This is a genomic window from Croceitalea marina (assembly GCF_042684265.1).
In the GTDB taxonomy this organism is placed as follows: Bacteria; Bacteroidota; Bacteroidia; order Flavobacteriales; family Flavobacteriaceae; genus Croceitalea; species Croceitalea marina.
In genome coordinates, this window is record NZ_JBHULB010000016.1 from 1 (window position 1) to 16,561 (window position 16,561).

The 16,561-nt window shown below is 36.7% G+C and carries 17 protein-coding genes; 5 read left to right on the plus strand and 12 right to left on the minus strand.

All coding sequences use genetic code 11. From position 1 onward, the window contains the following. From ACFSQJ_RS11560 to ACFSQJ_RS11570, 3 genes are all read left to right on the plus strand, one after another. Positions 1–2,366: Calx-beta domain-containing protein (locus tag ACFSQJ_RS11560; protein WP_377767107.1), on the plus strand; the 2,366-nt coding region annotated here is incomplete at its 5' end. A gap of 244 nt (positions 2,367–2,610) precedes the next feature. Continuing rightward, entirely contained in the window at positions 2,611–3,522 is a 912-nt protein-coding gene (locus ACFSQJ_RS11565) for a PorP/SprF family type IX secretion system membrane protein (RefSeq protein WP_377767108.1), read from the plus strand. Positions 3,523–3,538: 16 nt separating this feature from the next. Further along, on the plus strand, positions 3,539–5,485 hold the full coding sequence (locus ACFSQJ_RS11570; RefSeq protein ID WP_377767109.1) for an OmpA family protein: 1,947 nt from the start codon (positions 3,539–3,541) through the stop codon (positions 5,483–5,485). A gap of 52 nt (positions 5,486–5,537) precedes the next feature. Here the strand turns inward: ACFSQJ_RS11570 and ACFSQJ_RS11575 are convergent, their stop codons facing one another. From ACFSQJ_RS11575 to ACFSQJ_RS11585, 3 genes are read right to left on the minus strand one after another with little or no spacing between them, the layout of a single operon-like run. Further along, positions 5,538–6,356, minus strand: a complete 819-nt coding sequence (locus ACFSQJ_RS11575) for a mechanosensitive ion channel family protein (RefSeq protein WP_377767110.1) — start codon at positions 6,354–6,356, stop codon at positions 5,538–5,540. Positions 6,357–6,383: 27 nt separating this feature from the next. Further along, positions 6,384–6,572: a hypothetical protein gene (locus ACFSQJ_RS11580; RefSeq protein WP_377767111.1), complete on the minus strand. Its 189-nt coding sequence runs from the start codon at positions 6,570–6,572 to the stop codon at positions 6,384–6,386. Further along, complete coding sequence (locus ACFSQJ_RS11585) at positions 6,573–7,199, minus strand: RNA polymerase sigma factor (RefSeq protein WP_377767112.1); 627 nt, start codon at positions 7,197–7,199, stop codon at positions 6,573–6,575. 83 nt (positions 7,200–7,282) lie between these two features. Between ACFSQJ_RS11585 and ACFSQJ_RS11590 the strand changes: the two genes are divergently transcribed. After that, complete coding sequence (locus ACFSQJ_RS11590; RefSeq protein WP_377767113.1) at positions 7,283–7,966, plus strand: hypothetical protein; 684 nt, start codon at positions 7,283–7,285, stop codon at positions 7,964–7,966. A gap of 1 nt (position 7,967) precedes the next feature. Here ACFSQJ_RS11590 and ACFSQJ_RS11595 read toward each other — a convergent pair whose 3' ends face one another. After that, positions 7,968–9,116, minus strand: coding sequence for an MFS transporter (locus tag ACFSQJ_RS11595; protein WP_377767114.1), 1,149 nt, complete (start codon positions 9,114–9,116; stop codon positions 7,968–7,970). A 38-nt stretch (positions 9,117–9,154) separates the two neighbouring features. Then, positions 9,155–9,616, minus strand: a complete 462-nt coding sequence (locus ACFSQJ_RS11600; RefSeq protein WP_377767115.1) for a GNAT family N-acetyltransferase — start codon at positions 9,614–9,616, stop codon at positions 9,155–9,157. Positions 9,617–9,662: 46 nt separating this feature from the next. Here ACFSQJ_RS11600 and ACFSQJ_RS11605 point away from each other — a divergent pair, with 46 nt between their 5' ends. Then, positions 9,663–10,304 carry an O-methyltransferase gene (locus tag ACFSQJ_RS11605; protein WP_377767116.1) on the plus strand — a complete coding sequence of 214 codons (642 nt, stop codon included), beginning with the start codon at positions 9,663–9,665 and terminating at the stop codon, positions 10,302–10,304. Here ACFSQJ_RS11605 and ACFSQJ_RS11610 read toward each other — a convergent pair whose 3' ends face one another. The 7 genes from ACFSQJ_RS11610 to ACFSQJ_RS11640 form a co-directional block, all read right to left on the minus strand. Further along, on the minus strand, positions 10,305–10,874 hold the full coding sequence (locus tag ACFSQJ_RS11610; protein WP_377767117.1) for a phosphatase PAP2 family protein: 570 nt from the start codon (positions 10,872–10,874) through the stop codon (positions 10,305–10,307). It abuts the gene before it with no gap. Further along, entirely contained in the window at positions 10,875–11,153 is a 279-nt protein-coding gene (locus ACFSQJ_RS11615) for a Sec-independent protein translocase subunit TatA/TatB (protein ID WP_377767118.1), read from the minus strand. It abuts the gene before it with no gap. An 83-nt stretch (positions 11,154–11,236) separates the two neighbouring features. After that, the gene (locus ACFSQJ_RS11620; protein ID WP_377767119.1) at positions 11,237–13,558 is read right to left on the minus strand and encodes a M1 family metallopeptidase; all 2,322 of its coding nucleotides are present in this window, start codon (positions 13,556–13,558) and stop codon (positions 11,237–11,239) included. 61 nt (positions 13,559–13,619) lie between these two features. Then, positions 13,620–14,126, minus strand: coding sequence for a DUF6702 family protein (locus ACFSQJ_RS11625; RefSeq protein ID WP_377767120.1), 507 nt, complete (start codon positions 14,124–14,126; stop codon positions 13,620–13,622). A gap of 48 nt (positions 14,127–14,174) precedes the next feature. Continuing rightward, a complete protein-coding gene (locus tag ACFSQJ_RS11630; protein ID WP_377767121.1) occupies positions 14,175–14,984 on the minus strand; it encodes a carboxypeptidase-like regulatory domain-containing protein in 810 nt (269 codons plus the stop codon). Beyond that, positions 14,984–15,796 (minus strand): carboxypeptidase-like regulatory domain-containing protein, encoded by an 813-nt coding sequence (locus ACFSQJ_RS11635; protein WP_377767122.1) that lies wholly within the window; start codon positions 15,794–15,796, stop codon positions 14,984–14,986. Before ACFSQJ_RS11635 ends, ACFSQJ_RS11630 begins: the two co-directional genes overlap by 1 nt. Before the next feature lie 18 nt (positions 15,797–15,814). Beyond that, positions 15,815–16,558, minus strand: a complete 744-nt coding sequence (locus tag ACFSQJ_RS11640; protein ID WP_377767123.1) for a carboxypeptidase-like regulatory domain-containing protein — start codon at positions 16,556–16,558, stop codon at positions 15,815–15,817. Between the last annotated feature and the right edge of the window lie 3 nt (positions 16,559–16,561).

A 16,561-nucleotide genomic window follows, 5' to 3' on the forward strand; every position in this document is an offset into this window, starting at 1 on the left:
TTAACGATAACATCATTGAGCCACAAGAGGCCTATACGGTAACTCTAAATAGTACCACCGATCCACTGGTGCCTATCAACGATGGTACAGCAAACGGTATCATCAACGATGATGACAACAATCCGGGAGTGACTGGCATTGCCTTTACCAACACCAATGTAATTGTTACTGAGGGTAGCGATGCTTTCGCTAGATTCACAGTAACAATTACTGGTAATATTTCAGAAAATGTCACTGTAGATTATGTAACGAATAATGGTACTGCAATGGACGGCAGCGATATGACCACTCAATCAGGCACTATTACCTTTACGCCCACCGTGAATTCATTTGATATTGATATTCCAATTTTAAATGACAACATCATTGAACCAACTGAGGAATTTACAGTTGTACTTTCTAATATTCAATCTAATTTAGGAATCGGTTTTGTAGACGGCAACACTACCAATACTGCTACGGGTACTATTAATGATGATGATGATAGCGACCCATCTTTAGGTGTTCAGTTCGATATCACCAGTATTGATGTAAATGAAGATGCAGGTACCGTTTCTCTTGATGTTGTCTTAAATGCTGATGTGCAAGATGAATTTACTGTAGAATATCACTCTACTGCCGGTACAGCTACTGATGCTTTTGACTATACCGGTATTGTCAGTGGTACACAAACATTAACTTTTGGTGGGGCTAATGCTAATACACAAACAATTACTATCCCTATCATTGATGATGTCATCATTGAAGATACTGAAGACTTTAATGTTATATTAAGTAATATATCAACAACTCTTGTAACTATTCTTACGAATGATACGGCTACTGTAAATATCATCGATAATGATGGTAACGAAGGTTGGCCAGAAGATATGACTATTGAGGCTTGCGATACTATTCCTCCTGCTGAGGATATTACTTCAACTAGTGCTTGTACTATTACTGTAGTACTAGTAGAAACTGTTGATGGGGATACAGATTCTTGTCCTACAGAATATACAATTACCAGAACTTGGACTATTACCGATTGTGTTGGTAATGTTCGTGAGCATGTTCAAATAATTACCATAGAAGATACTATTGCACCTACTTTTGTGGAAGCACTTCCTACGGATATGACTGTACAATGTGATAGTGTACCTGATGCTGATGTATTGACTGCTATTGATAGCTGTGAACCTAACATGGTAGTTGATTTTGCGGAAACTATCACTGATAGTGATTCATGTCCTTCAGATTATATCATTACTAGAACATGGACAGTTTCTGACTGTGCCGGTAATAATGTTTCACATACACAAACCATCATAGTAGAAGATACTGTAGCTCCAACTTTTGTAGAAGAGTTACCTCAGAGCATGACAGTACTTTGTAACGAAGTTCCTGATGCAGTAACCCTTACCGCCATTGACAATTGCGATAGTAACATTGTGGTAGACTTTACAGAAACTACAACTAATGATGCAAATTGTTTGAGCGGGTATACTGTTACAAGAGTTTGGACTACTATCGATTGTGCCGGAAATACCGTTTCACATACTCAAATAATCACTATTGAGCCTACTGGACCTATTACAGCTAGTGATTATGAAGAGGAGGTTACTATTCTTTGTGGAGAGGAAATACCTCCTGTACCAGAATTAACCTTTATGGGTGGTTGCGGTAACTATACTGTAGTCTTTAACGAAGTAAGACAAGATGCTACTGATGGTTCTGAAGATTTTATGTTAATCAGAACTTGGAATGTAACTGATTCTTGTGGTAATACAGCTTCTTTTGAACAAATCATATTTGTATTCCAACCCCAGTTGGAAGAGGTTACTATAGATATCTGTATTGAAGATGAGGCTATTGATTTAATCAATTACCTACCTGAGTCTTTTGATACCAATGGAACCTTTGAAGTGCTTGAAGGTGATGTTACGCTTAATGGTAGCTTGTTTGACCCGCTTGACCATTTACCTGGTGAGTACAAAATAGCCTACAGCTCTATTGAAGGGGACTGTAAATATTATGTAGACTTTACTATAGTAGTTAATACAGATTGTGTACCGTGCAGTAGAGATCAAATTGAAATTTCTGAAGCTGTAACCGCAAATGGAGACGGAATTAATGATTATTTTGAAATACGGGGTGTAGAATTCTGCCAGTTTACTTTTGATGTTGAGATATTCAACAGATGGGGAGACAAAGTGTATGAGGCCAAAGATTATCAAAATGATTGGAACGGTTCTTCACCAAGTGGTTCTTTTGGTTCCTCAGGAGTTTTACCCTCCGGAACATACTATTACGTTATCAATGCCGTTGATAACGAACTTGGAACACCACTAAAACCCTTTAACGGTTTTATTTATCTAGGAACCAAGTAAAAATTATAAGGGGCTATAATTAGCCCCTTTTATCAAACCTTTTTAATTTATCTGAGTATGCCATATGTAATTAGTATTTACATTCAACGTGAGAAAAAAACCTTTAAACGAAACTATATTCCTACAACGACAATAAAATCTATTTAGACGTATAAATTATTGATTATGAGTAATTTTTACGCTATTTGTACTGAAAATAGACCCCAATTTATTTTCACCATTAAATAAAACTTAACCCAAGCGCATGAAAATTGTAAATGCTATTTTGTTGTTTTTGCTGCTCTCTTTGTCTTCCATTATGAGCGCACAGCAACTTCCACAGTTTACGCAGTACATGTTTAATACCATCTCTATAAACCCTGCTTACGCTGGTAGTAGGGAAAAATTGAATATAACAGCATTACATAGACAACAATGGGAAGGTGTTGAGGAAAACCCGGTAACAAGTACATTTTCTATACATTCACCTTTACGTAATGACAAAATAGGTATTGGTTTTACCTATATCAATGATCATTTGGGTTTTGAAGACACTAATTTTTTATATGGAGATTTTTCATATACTTTGCCTATTTCTTATGAAGCAAATCTTTCATTTGGTTTAAAAGGAGGGTTTACAAATTACTCCCGTCCGCAAATTGGTGATGGTTCTGATTCAGAATTAGTTCCAGTAAATCAATGGACTCCTAATATGGGAGCTGGTGTATATGTTAGTTCAGACAGGTGGTATGCAGGATTTTCTGCACCTAGGTTTTTTGAAACCAATTTTATGGATGGAGAGTTTGAAGGAGTCGGTAATGTAAGTTATTATGCAATTGCAGGAATAGTAATGGACCTTTCTCTAGATTTTAAATTTAGACCTTCTGTAATTTCAAAATTTACTAATGGATCACCTGCAACTTATGACGTAACCGCAGGCTTTTTAGCATATGAAAAATTCTGGTTTGGAGCTTCTTATCGTTTTAATGATGCTTCCAACTTTGGTGCTTTTATGGACTATCAAATCAGTAAGGATTTTAGATTGGGGTATGCATATGACCTTCCAAGGGGGGACTTTAGGAATAGTCTTGGAGCAAGCGGAACCCATGAAATAATACTAATTTTTGAGTTGGGCAAACGCAATCCCGGTGTATTCAAGTCTCCAAGATACTTCTAACCCAAATACCTACGCTATGAAAACATTTATCAAATTTTCTTTGATACTGATTCTTGCAGTATCAACACAACAAATAGCCGCTCAATCAGGAGTACAGAGAAAAGCAGATTACTATTTTAGCTTGTTTTCCTATGCCAAGGCAATTCCATTATATGAACATATGTTGGAGCGAGGGTTCAACACTACCCACGCACACAAGCAATTGGCGGAATCTTATCTGTTGATAAGGGATTTTAACAAAGCAATGCCACATTTTGAGGCGGTTATCAACAACCCAGACATACCCACAGACTATTATTTTAAGTATGCAATGGCATTGCATAGTGATGGGCAAATAGATGAAGCATCAAAATGGTTAAAGAAATATAAAAGGCACAACAAGCAAGATTCTAGGGCCAAAAGGTTTCTTGAAGACGGGAATTTTGCATCTGTGGTCTTTAACAGTAGAGAACGCTATGATGTAACAGAGCTTCATTTTAATACATCTGGAAGTGATTTTGGCTCTTTTGTACACCAAGGAAAATTATACTTTTCCTCAACAAGAGAAGATGAGGGTTCAGAAAAACTCTATGGTTGGAACAACGAACCATGGTTGGATATCTTTACCGTTCCAGAAGGAAGCACCTCGGCAGTTCCTAAACTTTTGGGAGGGGATGTAAACTCAAAATACCATGAAAGTTCTTTGGTCTTTACTACAGATTACAAAAAAGACACGGTCATGTATTTTACCAGGAACAACTACTTTAAAAACAAAGAAAGTTATGGTCTGGAGAAAGACAACAACTTAAAAATATTTAAAGCTGAATATATTGATGGTGAGTGGAAAACCGTTAAAAGCTTACGTATCAATAGTGATTATTATTCTACGGGACATCCTGCTATAAGCCCAGACGGAAAACGCCTGTATTTTGCTTCCGATAGACCAGGGGGTTACGGTGGAACGGACATTTACTATTCTGAAATACATGATAGGGGCGGAATCATGAAACCTGTAAACGCAGGACCAATCATTAATACTGAAGGCGATGAAATGTTCCCATTTGTGAATCCGGAGGGCAAACTCTTCTTTTCCTCAGATGGTCATGTAGGGTTTGGACAACTAGATATATTCTCTACTATTGTTGATGTGGACGGTAATTTTGTGGACGTAATAAATTTGGGGAGACCCATTAACAGTAGCGCCGATGACTTTAGTTTTTATGCTGAGAAAAACGGTATAAACGGCTATATAAGTTCTAATAGAAAGGGAGGAAAAGGAAGTGATGATATTTATAGATTCGAGTTTACACCATCGCTAGCGGTAGAAGGTATCGTAAGAGATGCCGTAAACAATCAACCGCTAGATAACGTTGCAATTTCTTTATTTGATCAAAAGACCAAAGAAAAGGTTGGGGAGACCTTAACTGATGAGAATGGAAAATATAGAATGTTTATCAGCAGAAAAAGGAACTATATGATTGAAGCTGTACGAAAGACTCACCCCCATAAAAACGTCTTTTTTAACACACAGGATGTTAGCCGGTCAACAAAAATAAAAACAGTGGACATTATGCTGGAACCTGTTTTGGATGTAAAACTTTTGGCAGGTCTCAATAAAATTTACTTTGATTTTAATAAAAGTGACATAAGACCTGATGCCGCCCAAGAATTGGATAAGGTTGTAAAATTAATGACCGTAACATATCCCCAAATGATCATAAAATTAGAAGCGCATACAGACCCTGTTGGTAGTCATGCCTATAATGATGGATTATCTCAAAGAAGGGCAAAATCCACTTATGACTATCTCATTGCCAATGGTGTTCCAAAACACCATATCCTATCCTTTAAAGGGTACGGAAAACGTAAGCCCATTAATGAGTGTACCAGTAAGGAAGACTGCTCGCCAGAAGAATTGGAACTGAACAGAAGAACAGAATTCCCGGTAATTCAAATAAAAGGGCAGGCAGTGAACGCCAAGTAACATTAGAGTTGAAAGTAATTAAAGCATCCGCTCAAAACGGATGCTTTTTTATTTAAGATTTTATCTCAACGTGCTGTGAGACTACATCGTTTATAGGTATTACCGTTTTACCAGTCTTAGTTTTAAGCGTCAATGTGATATTATCGATAGCATCAATGGTACCTTCTATATCACCAATAGCAATTTTATCACCTACAGCATAATTTTTTCTGGTGTAAAACATCTTCAGCACATCTGAGAAAACATCTCTAGAACCTAAACCAAAACCAAGTGCTGCCGCAAATAAAAAGGCTCCTAGAATCATTGTAAAATTGCTGGTGATAATCTCTGTATCAATACCTGCTTGGTTAAGCGCGGTGATAGATATAAAGAAAGTAATCAAATAAAACAAAATGCTACTTATCGCTTTTGACCCTCCAATACCCATAGAGTTAAATAAGGCCAGGGTACCTTTCTTTACCAGATTTGCCAAATACAGGCCTCCTGCAAAAATAAAAATGGCACTTAATAAAGTTGGCAAATATGCTAAAATTGAAATAATACCTTCGGAAATGGCTTTTAAGCCAATTACATCTGCGATGACGATGGTAAAAACCAAAATCAAAAGTATTTTGACCGCACCAAGAATTATCTTGAGTAAATCAACTTTGATTTCTTTGTCTCCCATGAGTTTTGCATCGGTAATCTTCTTAGAAAGTGCATCTATCTTAGCCGCCTTCAAAACACGTTTTACAACAAATAAAATTACTTTTAATAGTATCCATGCTACGATAAGACCTAGAACACCAATTATTAACTGCGGTAGTAACTGTACTACATTGGATAGCATATCACCTAGACTATCCGATAATACTTTTTGATATTTTTCCATGCTTCCTGATTTTATATTTTTGGTCGATTATTTTCTTTTATTGGTTTTGAACATTCCTGATATAAGTGATGAATAGTTTGAGGTTACCAAAATAGCCATATCCATGATAAGCTTAGCAACGGCAATATCGTTCATTACCTTCTGCCGCATTTCTGGCGGTACTTCCCGTAACTTTCTATCCAGCTCCTTAAACGGATTTTTAAATTCGTTTGCCATCTATGATAAGGTATTATAGATTTCCAATAGTTTAGCCTTTGCGCGTTTCAATCGCATTTTAATAGCACTCTCGCCCAACTCGAGTACTTCACTTAATTCTTTTATAGAAGCCCCATCTTGGTATTTTAATAAAAGGATGGATTTATCTTCTGGTGAAACCAGTTCTAAGGCTTTCTCAAGCTTACTGGCCTTTAGTTCGTAAATACTCTCATCAGGCACTTCTTCCGTCAACCTATATTCAGCATCATCCATTGGTATCGAGTTATCGCTCATTTTACGCTGTTTGTTTCTGTTCACGTAATTAACACAGAAATTATAGGTAAAAGAATATAACCAAGTTGAAAATTTTGAACGGCCCTTAAAAGAAGCCAGTTTAACAAATAACATCAAAAAAACATCTTGGGTAAGATCTTCAGCCTCATCTTTAGATTTTGCAAAACCGTAACACTTATTGTAGACCATTTTCGAATAACGATCGTACAATACCCCAAAAAATAGCGCATTGTTATTAGCAACAATCTTTTGTACTAATTCTTCGTCGGTGAATTGGCTATAAGCGTCGTCAGCTTTCAATGACCTCTTATCATGGTTTATTAAGATTAGAAACAGACGTTTTAAAAAAGTCACTTTTACTTGGGTTTTAATTCGACAGGCTTACTGCTAATTTTCAATATAGGCTAAAAACCGCTTATATTTGATAAAACTACCTCATGAAATACATTAATACTACAATAATCTGCTTTTTATTTCTGCTCACTATTAGCTGTAAAACCGATAAAAAAGAAGAGGCTAGAAAAGAAACTGAAGCTATTTCGATTTTAGAAAAAGTTGCCAATGCCCATGGGTATGAAAATTGGAAAAAAGTAAAACAGATTGCGTTCACGTTCAATGTAGATAGAGACTCTGCTCATTTTGAACGGAGTTGGGTATGGAAGCCAAAAACCAACGATGTCATACACATTTCTAACGGTGATTCATTATTCTACAATAGAAAAAAAATGGACAGCATTGCCTATAAAACCAATGGCGGCTTTATTAATGACAGGTATTGGTTATTGGCCCCTTTTAATCTGATTTGGGATGCAGCTAATTTTGAATACACACATTCTGAGGGTGAAATGGCGCCAATCGCCAAAAAACCTATGAACAAGTTAACTATAGTGTACAATACTGAAGGTGGATATACCCCTGGTGATGCCTATGATTTCTATTTTGAAGATGATTATTTAATTAAGGAATGGGTATTTAGAAAAGCCAATCAAGAAGAACCATCTATGACCACTACTTGGGAAAATTATATCGATCATAATGGATTCCATTTTGCTATGGACCATAAAAAACCAGAAGAAAATTTTAATCTATTTTTTGATAGAATTCAAACCGTTATGAAATAGATCATTTCTTTTTCGCATTCAAGATAAATGTAGTAGCCAGTACTAAAGCTGCACAACCTAACAATCCATAAAAACTTGTGACCAGCGAGAACTTTTCTGCGGTAAAGCCGAGAATTACCGGGCCTAACAGAAAACCAAGATATCCCGTACCGGCTATAAATGCAACGCCCTGCGATGATTCTACGCCTTTTACGTTTCCACCAATTCTAAAAAGTTCGGGCACCATTACCGAAAAGCCCAGGCCATTTAAGGCGAACCCAATGATAGCCAAAACAGTATTTCCTGATAGTACAAAAGCGTAGCCAATTGCTGCTATTACAGCCCCAGCTCCAACAATTTTAACCGAACCTATTTTTCCACTTATCCAATCGCCAAAAAATCTACCCAAGGTCATTGTGATAGAAAATGCCAAAAAACCAGCCCCTATCAAAAATTCAGGTGCAAGAGTAATCTCTTTTAAATATAAACCGCTCCAATCTATGATAGCCCCTTCACTGCCCATACTTACAAAACCAATGATACCTAATATTAAAAGTGGTTTAAACAATTTAAAACTGAACGGTTCTTTTTCTATTGGTGCCGCTTTTACCTGATAGTAGTGCTTCTTTAAAGAAAAATTAATACTAAAAACGATAATAGTGGTAATTAACATATGCAAAAAAGGATTACCTATTAAAGGAATTAAAAAACTGCCCAGACCAACCAAAATACCTCCAAGACTGAAAAAACCATGTGCCGCAGACATAAAGTTCTTCTTATCTTCTTTCTCAATTTCGGTAACCAAAGTATTCATTGCAATATCTAAAAGACCATTTGAAGCTCCCAGAAAAAACAAAGCAACACAAAGTGAATAATAGCTTGGAGCCAGCAAAGGAAAAAGCGCCATTGCACTATTCAAAACCACTGCGAACCATGTCGCCTTACCTACTCCTAAACGATTTATAATTTTTGATGCGATAGGAAAAACAGTAAAAACACCAAGTGATAAAAAGAAAATGGCAATACCCAAGTCCGCTTTGTCAATGGCCAACTTTTCCTTGACCGTGGGTATATAAATTGCCCAGGTACCGAACCAAATATTTAGACTAGTAAATACAAAAGCGGGAGCAAAATATCGCGGATTGGAGAGTATTAAAAAGAGTGATTTCAATTTTTTTGATTATTGGTTTTAAAAGCTGTATCCACCGTTTAATTATCAAGACGCATTTCTATCATATGGCAAACGAACTTTGCTTTTTGATAAGCCTTGATCGCCGACTCATTTTCATAATAAACTTTGAGTCTAATTTCATTTAAGTTATTTGCAAAGCACCAGTCTTTTAGTACTTCCACTATTTTCTTATTTACCCCTTTACCCCTAAATGCTTCAACGGTATACATAAACCCTAAATGTCCATAAAAGTCATGTTTTAGAAAATCACTTGCTCGCTTTTTTAAGGCATACCCAGAACTTATTACCTGATTTTTATATTCAGCCACCACAACCTTAATATCGTGATTCTTTATATAAGATTCAATATCATAATAACTGATGGGAGTGTCTTTTATCGTTACATCAAAGGGTCTTTCAGCTTTTATCAGTTCTTGTTCGAACTTTAAAAGTACAGGTAAATCGACCGGTCTTGCGTCTCTTATAAGTAAATCTTTCATGTTCCTAAAATAATCCTTATTTGGTTAATTTTACCAAAAGCAAAAAATGCATTTTTTATCAGATACATTAGAAAACTATATTGCTCAAAATACTGAAAAAGAACCTGAACTGCTAAAAGAACTAACTAGGGAGACCCATCTAAAAGTTATACAACCGAGAATGATAACGGGTCATTTTCAGGGCAGGGTCTTAAGTATGTTATCAAAAATAACAGCTCCAAAAGCTATCTTGGAAATCGGCACCTACACCGGGTATTCGGCCATCTGCCTTGCCGAAGGCTTAAGAAAAGATGGACATTTTCATACCATTGATGTGAATGAGGAATTAAGTGACCTACAAAGAAAGTACTTTGATAAAAGTGGGTTCGGTAAGCAGATAATTCAACATTTAGGTGATGCTTTAGATATTGTTCCTAGGCTAAATGAAACCTTTGATTTGGTATTTATTGACGCAGAAAAAAAACAATATGACGCTTATTTTGAAGCTGCCTTAAAAAAATGCCGCCCTGGGAGTCTTATTCTATCAGATAATGTGCTTTGGTCAGGCAAGGTCATAGAGCCGCTCGAGAAATCAGATAAAGCTACCGAAGCACTGCTCAAATACAATAAAAAACTTAAGGAAGATGCTCGGGTAGAAACGGTGCTGTTGCCTGTGCGCGACGGGCTCACCTTGAGCAGGGTTTTATAACTAAGAAACAGGTATTTTCTTCCTTTCTAGAAAACGTTTATACAAAGCATAGAATAACAACCCAGAGGCAACACCTACAAAAATCCCAACGAGTATGTCTAGAGGAAAGTGCACTCCGACATAAATTCTACTAGTTGCGAATAATAGAGGCCATATAAAGAACAAAATGGCCCATTTATACTTTTTTCTTAGCAAAAGAAATACTAAAACAGTTATTGCAAAAGAACTGGCCGCATGGCCAGAAAAAAAACTATAATCCATAGGACTTTTTAAAATCCGAATCAAAGCATTTATTTCTTCATCATTATTCGGTCTTAACCTGGCAACAAAATTTTTTGTCAAATCTGTTATCAAAAGAATGAATATGGTCAGTGCCAAAAATACACTAGTCTTTCTTAGGCCCTCTGCACTTGAGGTTTTATAAAAAAAAAGAAAAATGAATAGAAGATAGAGCGGAATCCAAGTTGTGATATCAGTTACTATAGACCAAAAGGCATCATATTTCTCTATGCCTAAACTATTCAGGTATAAAAAGGTCTCCCGATCCCATTTAAGCAGTTTTTCAAACATCTACTTGACACCTCTTTTGACCGCTCCGGTAACTTCTTCGACATTTTTCTTAACATCGTCTATGCTTTTCTTAATGTCTTTCGTGAAGTCGGTGTCAATTCCTTGTTTATCGGCACTTTTTTGAATCTCACGTTTTATATCATCGGTAGCATCTCGAAGTTGTCGCATACCTTTTCCTAAGCCTTTGGCTATACCGGGAATTTTATCGGCGCCAAAAACCATTACCACGATAAACATGATAAAGAAAATTTCACCTCCGCTGATAAATAAAAAATGCATAGTGCAAATATAAAGAGAAGTTGTTTGTAAACTAAAAAAAGCCCTGCGATTTGCAGGGCTTTTTGTTTTAGGCTCGAAGAAAATTATTTTCCTTTTACCTTTTCTTTAAACTGGTCAAAATCAGATTTCTCGTCTTTTATAGGCCAAGAATTGTTTGTCGTGTCGATATCGGCAGTTTCCAGCTTTGGATCAATCACAATACCTACCAATTCTTTTTCTGAAGAAAGCACTCTTTTAACCTCAGCATCATTTTTTCTCCAAATTTCAGGAGGATAAGTAACACTTTCGGTAGTACCATCAGCATATTTGTATTCTACAATCAATGGCATTGGTATGCCTCCTGGTTTGTTAAAAGTAACTTCATAGAAAAATTTAGGCTCTTTAACTTGAGCTCTTTCTTCTGCGGTCAAGTTGTCCATCATAAACTCTTTTAACGTTAGAGCAACTTCAGATGGTGCTTTTCCTTTAAGACCTTCATTGTAATCTTCGCTACCTTCTTCAACCAAATAAACCAACGGTGGTAAATCTGCATCGGTTAAATTACGGGCAGCCATATATTCTTTCATCTGCTTGGTCTTATCACCACTAACATAATATTTTTTCACTCCCTTAACACCTATATCAACATAGTCGGTTGTATAAAACCAACCTCTCCAATACCAATCTAAATCAACAGCAGAAGCATCTTCCATAGTGCGGAAAAAATCTTCTGGTGTCGGGTGCTTAAACTTCCAACGCTGCGCATAGGTTTTAAAGGCATGATCGAACAATTCTTCACCCATTACGGTTTCTCTTAAGATGTTCAATGCCGTGGCAGGTTTTCCATAGGCATTCGGGCCTAATTGGTAAACATTCTCTGGATTTGACATTATTGGAGCAATTCTACTTTGATCCCCGCTCATATAAGGAACAATCTTTGAGGCCTCTCCCCTTCTAGAAGGATATTTGGCATTAGGTGCAATAACATCTGGGTAATTTTTACCAAAATCTTGCTCCGCTAAATATTGCATAAAAGTATCCAATCCTTCATCCATCCAACCCCATTGGCGCTCATCGGAGTTAACGATCATTGGAAAAAAGTTGTGCCCAACTTCATGTATAATTACACTGATCATACCATATTTAGTTCTATCAGAATACGTACCATCTTCGTTTGGTCGTCCATAGTTCCAACAAATCATTGGGTACTCCATACCTTGATTTTTTGCATGCACCGAAATAGCCTTATGGTATGGATAATCAAATGTGTGCTTTGAATAGGTCACCAAAGTCTGGGCAACTGCCTTTGTAGACTGCTCTTCCCAAAGAGGATTCCCTTCTTTTGGATACAAAGAAACGGCCATAACATCTCTGTTTGCCAATTTAACTGCCTGCATATCCCAGATAAACTTACGTGAAGAAGCAAATCCAAAATCACGTACCAAGTTGCCTGGTTCAGTTTTGAACTTCCAGGTCTTTTTCTTTTCCGAAAAACTACCCTCTTTAGCTTCAGCCTCAGCTTGAGTAACGATTAGAACCGGTTTATCGTAAGACTTTTTTGCCTGCTCGTAACGCTTCATCATTTCTTTGGTGAAGACTTCTTTTCTATTTTGAAGCACCCCTGTGGCATCCACAACATGATCAGCTGGTACCGTAATATTCACTTCGTAAGCTCCAAAAGGTAAAGCGAACTCGCCGCTACCCCAAAATTGATGGTTTTGCCAACCTTCAACATCGTTATAGACCGCCATTCTAGGAAAGAACTGGGCTATTACATAAGCTCTATTGCCATCTTTTGGAAAATACTCATATCCCGATCTTGCGCGATTAACGGTATGATCCGGAATGTTGTACCACCACTTTATGGAAAAAGACATCTGGTCTCCACTCTTTAGGGCTTGCGGAATGTTAATACGCATCATCGTCTGGTTAATGGTGTATGATAATGGCTTCCCGCTAGCGTCTTTTACAGACTCAATATTAAAACCGCCATCAAAAGATTCAGTGATATACGTTTGGGCAAAGTTACTAGCACTGTATGCGAAGTTTACCCCATTACCATTACGTAGTGCCGACTTGGTATCTTTTTCTCTAACATTCTGATCTAACTGTACCCATAAAAACTCTAAATCATCTGGAGAATTGTTTGTGTACGTTATGGTTTCGTTACCGTAAATCTTAGCATTTTTATCGTCTAGTTCAATATCCATTTTATAATCGGCCTGCTGCTGATAATAATCTGGCCCGGGTGCACCAGAGGCGGAACGATAAGTGTTCGGTGTCGAAAATTCTTCATACAATTGTTTAAACCTGCTCTGGTTGGTATGACCAGGTTCGCGCTCTTTCTTTTCTTCTACTTCTTGCGCAAATACAACCGCCCCGAAAAGGAACAGCATGGAAGCAAAACAATACTTTAGTTTATTCATCTTTTTTTTGATTTTTTGACGCGGTAAAATACTCCTTTTTTAAGTAAACTTTAAGAGATCATTATAAGTTTAACATTCCTTTATTATTCTCTCTGATGAGCACAAAGCTTTTCTTTTTTCCTTTCCATTTAATGTGTACCAAATTTTTTTGTTCCTCATAAAGATCGGATAAGACATCATTTTGTATTCCAATAGATTTTAAACCTTCAAAACCGACATTTGGCAGCTCTAAATAAAAGATAACAACATCATTATCATACTTCTTGCCAATATAATCATAGCTCACCCCCTCTTCATTTAACTCCAATACGAACTTTGCCTTTAAATACTTTTCAATATAGGTATCAGCAAGTTCAGACTCTTCTTTTGTACCAAGACCTGCAGTTATTTCATAACGCTCTTGCAGCAGGGCCTCCAGATCGTCAATAAAAATGCGAGATGTAATCTGCAGGGCATCGGTCTTTTCTGAGTAGTTAATATTGGTCACACTCACATAAAACTTGTGTGCAATGGTAAAAGAAGTAAATAGAATAAATACACTTAATAGCGAAAGAATTGTCTTTTTCATAGTTTAAAAATACATGTTAAAGATACACAAAGGCCATGCCAAGTAGATTCAGTCCAACTTGTTATTTTCACGATAGGTTAGACTTTTTTGTATCAGAAAATCCCATAATCTCAGTTCATCTTTACCTTCGGCCAATACAAAGAAATTTTTATCAGATTCGCAAAAACGAATAAACTCATAAAAATTTTCTTCTGGTATTTTCAAATGATGTACAAGGAGTGAATCAACGAAAGCTGCCTCAACCTTTTGTGTTGTCTTATACTTTTTATCTAGAGCTAGACGTTCCTTCAACATTTTGGTTCTACCACTAAGGCGATTGAGCACTTTGTTTAAATTTATAGTTAGTGCAATTACATAATAATAGGCAAACTTACCGTGATCGGCATCATAGAGTTTATTTTCACTCTGGGTTACTACCCGAACGTCTGCATTAGGCAGGCCAAGGGCTTCGGCACTTACATCTTTTTCTAATTTGAGATGAGATAGGTCAGCGTCTAGATTTCCGGATAAGTTAAACGGCTGCACCACAACTTCTCGTAACTGATTTACAAATTCTTCAAGCGGAACGTTTATAAAACTAGAATTGTAAAAAGATGTAGTGATGGGTATTTCTTTCTGTTTGAACTGAACGGCAGAAAAAACCAAGGTGTCGTTCAAAGAAGCTTGTATCGAAAAACTACCATCCTCACTGGTTATTGTAGCCTTTTTAGTAGACATGTTTCGTACAACTACCGCTGCCACGTCTTTATCCTTGGCGGCAACTTTTCCTTTTATAATTTTTGATGACTGCCCGATTGACAAAGAACAGCTGAGAGACAGCGTTATAAATAGTATCAGTTTAAAGTAGGGCGCATTCATTAGTCCAATTTATTGTTCGCCCTATAACTAGCACTTTTTTGGACTAAAAATTCCCAAATTTTAAGTTTGTCATGTGTGTCAACGGTAGCTTGAAAGGCACTGTCCACTTCACAGAAATACATAAAGTCGGGTATCTTTTCATACGGAATCTTTAGATCCTGCGTAAAAATAGAATCCACATAAAAATTTTGCACCCGCTGTGTTCTGGCATAAGCCTTATCGACTTTTACCCTGTTCTTAAGCATTTTTGTTCGACCTGTTATTGCATTGATAAGAGGGTCCAGAGGTGGGCTCAACAGCATACCAACGTTAAACTTACCCATAGTAGCTTGCTGTAATTTACGTTCGCTTTGCGTCGGAATCTTTCGATAAGAATTGGGTAGACCAAGGGCTTCGGCACTTACATCTTTTTCTAAGTTTAAACCGCCTAAATCAGCGTCTAAATTACCGGATAGATTATAAGGCTGTACAACAACTTCTCTTAGTTCATTTACAAACTCTTCTAAAGGCACAGTTAAAAAACTTGAATTGTAAAATGGTTCAGTAATTGGCAGTACTTTTCGCTTAAACTGAACTGCAGAGAAGACCAAGGTGTCGTTCAACGCGACTTGTATTATAAAACTACCATCAACATCGGTAATTGTGGCTTTACCAGAAGTACTATTTTGTACCACGACCCCAGTAACGTCTTTGTCTTTTGCGATTACCTTACCCGATAGCTGTTTTTTTGTCTGTCCTAAAAGGGCAAAAGGTAAGATAAGCACCGAGACAAAAAGTAATTTTTGCCGGATATGTGAAATATTTAAACCCAAAATTGAATGGTTATAAGACTACTCTTCTTCTAGACTAGCTTTGAAAGTTTTGCTATGGGTCACCAAAAAGTCGATCAATTGAAACTCATTTTCTTTTTTTAAAAGCGATTGCGAACCCATTTTGTCGTCACAATACAACAAAAAAGCATCTATTTTATCTTGTGGCAACTTTAAATCTGAAACAAAAAATTCATCATCATACACTTGGCGCATTACTTCACTAACCTTTAGCGGTTTGCTTTCTTCTTTATTTTTATTTTTAGAATTGAAGATTGCCTTAAAAATATTTACAAAATTGATACCATCCGTCATACCCCTTTCTATCTGTGATTGCGCTACATTTTGAACTTCGGTGCTTCGGTCAATCTCATATTCAAAATCTTTAAATTTTTCATTATTTACCTCTAGAAACTTCTCTTGATTTTCAGGACTAACCACTACCTCGTCCAGCTGGGTTATTTTTTCATTTACTTCGACCACCAATCGATTATTATCTAAAATCTCCTGTGTAATTTTAACGACCATAAGTTGGTAGTTGACCGCCGTAAAAACCAGTTGGTCCCCCGCCTTTACCCGAATTGCAAATCGGCCATCATCATTAGTGATGGTTGCCATTTCTGTATTTGAATTAATAACATTCTCATTGGCTACATTACTACCCCTATAGATCACTTGGCCTCGCAAGATTTGTCTATTGTCTTCTTGTGCGGTTATCGCCAAAGTAAAGAGTAAAAGAAGTATGGATAAAAATGGGTTTTTCATAAA

Bases quoted from the DNA above. Each gene is read 5' to 3' on its own strand.
- ACFSQJ_RS11565 (WP_377767108.1), top strand. From the start codon at position 2,611: ATGAAAATTGTAAATGCTATTTTGTTGTTTTTGCTGCTCTCTTTGTCT.
- ACFSQJ_RS11570 (WP_377767109.1), top strand. From the start codon at position 3,539: ATGAAAACATTTATCAAATTTTCTTTGATACTGATTCTTGCAGTATCA.
- ACFSQJ_RS11575 (WP_377767110.1), bottom strand. From the start codon at position 6,356: ATGGAAAAATATCAAAAAGTATTATCGGATAGTCTAGGTGATATGCTA.
- ACFSQJ_RS11580 (WP_377767111.1), bottom strand. From the start codon at position 6,572: ATGGCAAACGAATTTAAAAATCCGTTTAAGGAGCTGGATAGAAAGTTA.
- ACFSQJ_RS11590 (WP_377767113.1), top strand. From the start codon at position 7,283: ATGAAATACATTAATACTACAATAATCTGCTTTTTATTTCTGCTCACT.
- ACFSQJ_RS11600 (WP_377767115.1), bottom strand. From the start codon at position 9,616: ATGAAAGATTTACTTATAAGAGACGCAAGACCGGTCGATTTACCTGTA.
- ACFSQJ_RS11605 (WP_377767116.1), top strand. From the start codon at position 9,663: ATGCATTTTTTATCAGATACATTAGAAAACTATATTGCTCAAAATACT.
- ACFSQJ_RS11610 (WP_377767117.1), bottom strand. From the start codon at position 10,874: ATGTTTGAAAAACTGCTTAAATGGGATCGGGAGACCTTTTTATACCTG.
- ACFSQJ_RS11615 (WP_377767118.1), bottom strand. From the start codon at position 11,153: ATGCATTTTTTATTTATCAGCGGAGGTGAAATTTTCTTTATCATGTTT.
- ACFSQJ_RS11620 (WP_377767119.1), bottom strand. From the start codon at position 13,558: ATGAATAAACTAAAGTATTGTTTTGCTTCCATGCTGTTCCTTTTCGGG.
- ACFSQJ_RS11625 (WP_377767120.1), bottom strand. From the start codon at position 14,126: ATGAAAAAGACAATTCTTTCGCTATTAAGTGTATTTATTCTATTTACT.
- ACFSQJ_RS11630 (WP_377767121.1), bottom strand. From the start codon at position 14,984: ATGAATGCGCCCTACTTTAAACTGATACTATTTATAACGCTGTCTCTC.
- ACFSQJ_RS11640 (WP_377767123.1), bottom strand. From the start codon at position 16,558: ATGAAAAACCCATTTTTATCCATACTTCTTTTACTCTTTACTTTGGCG.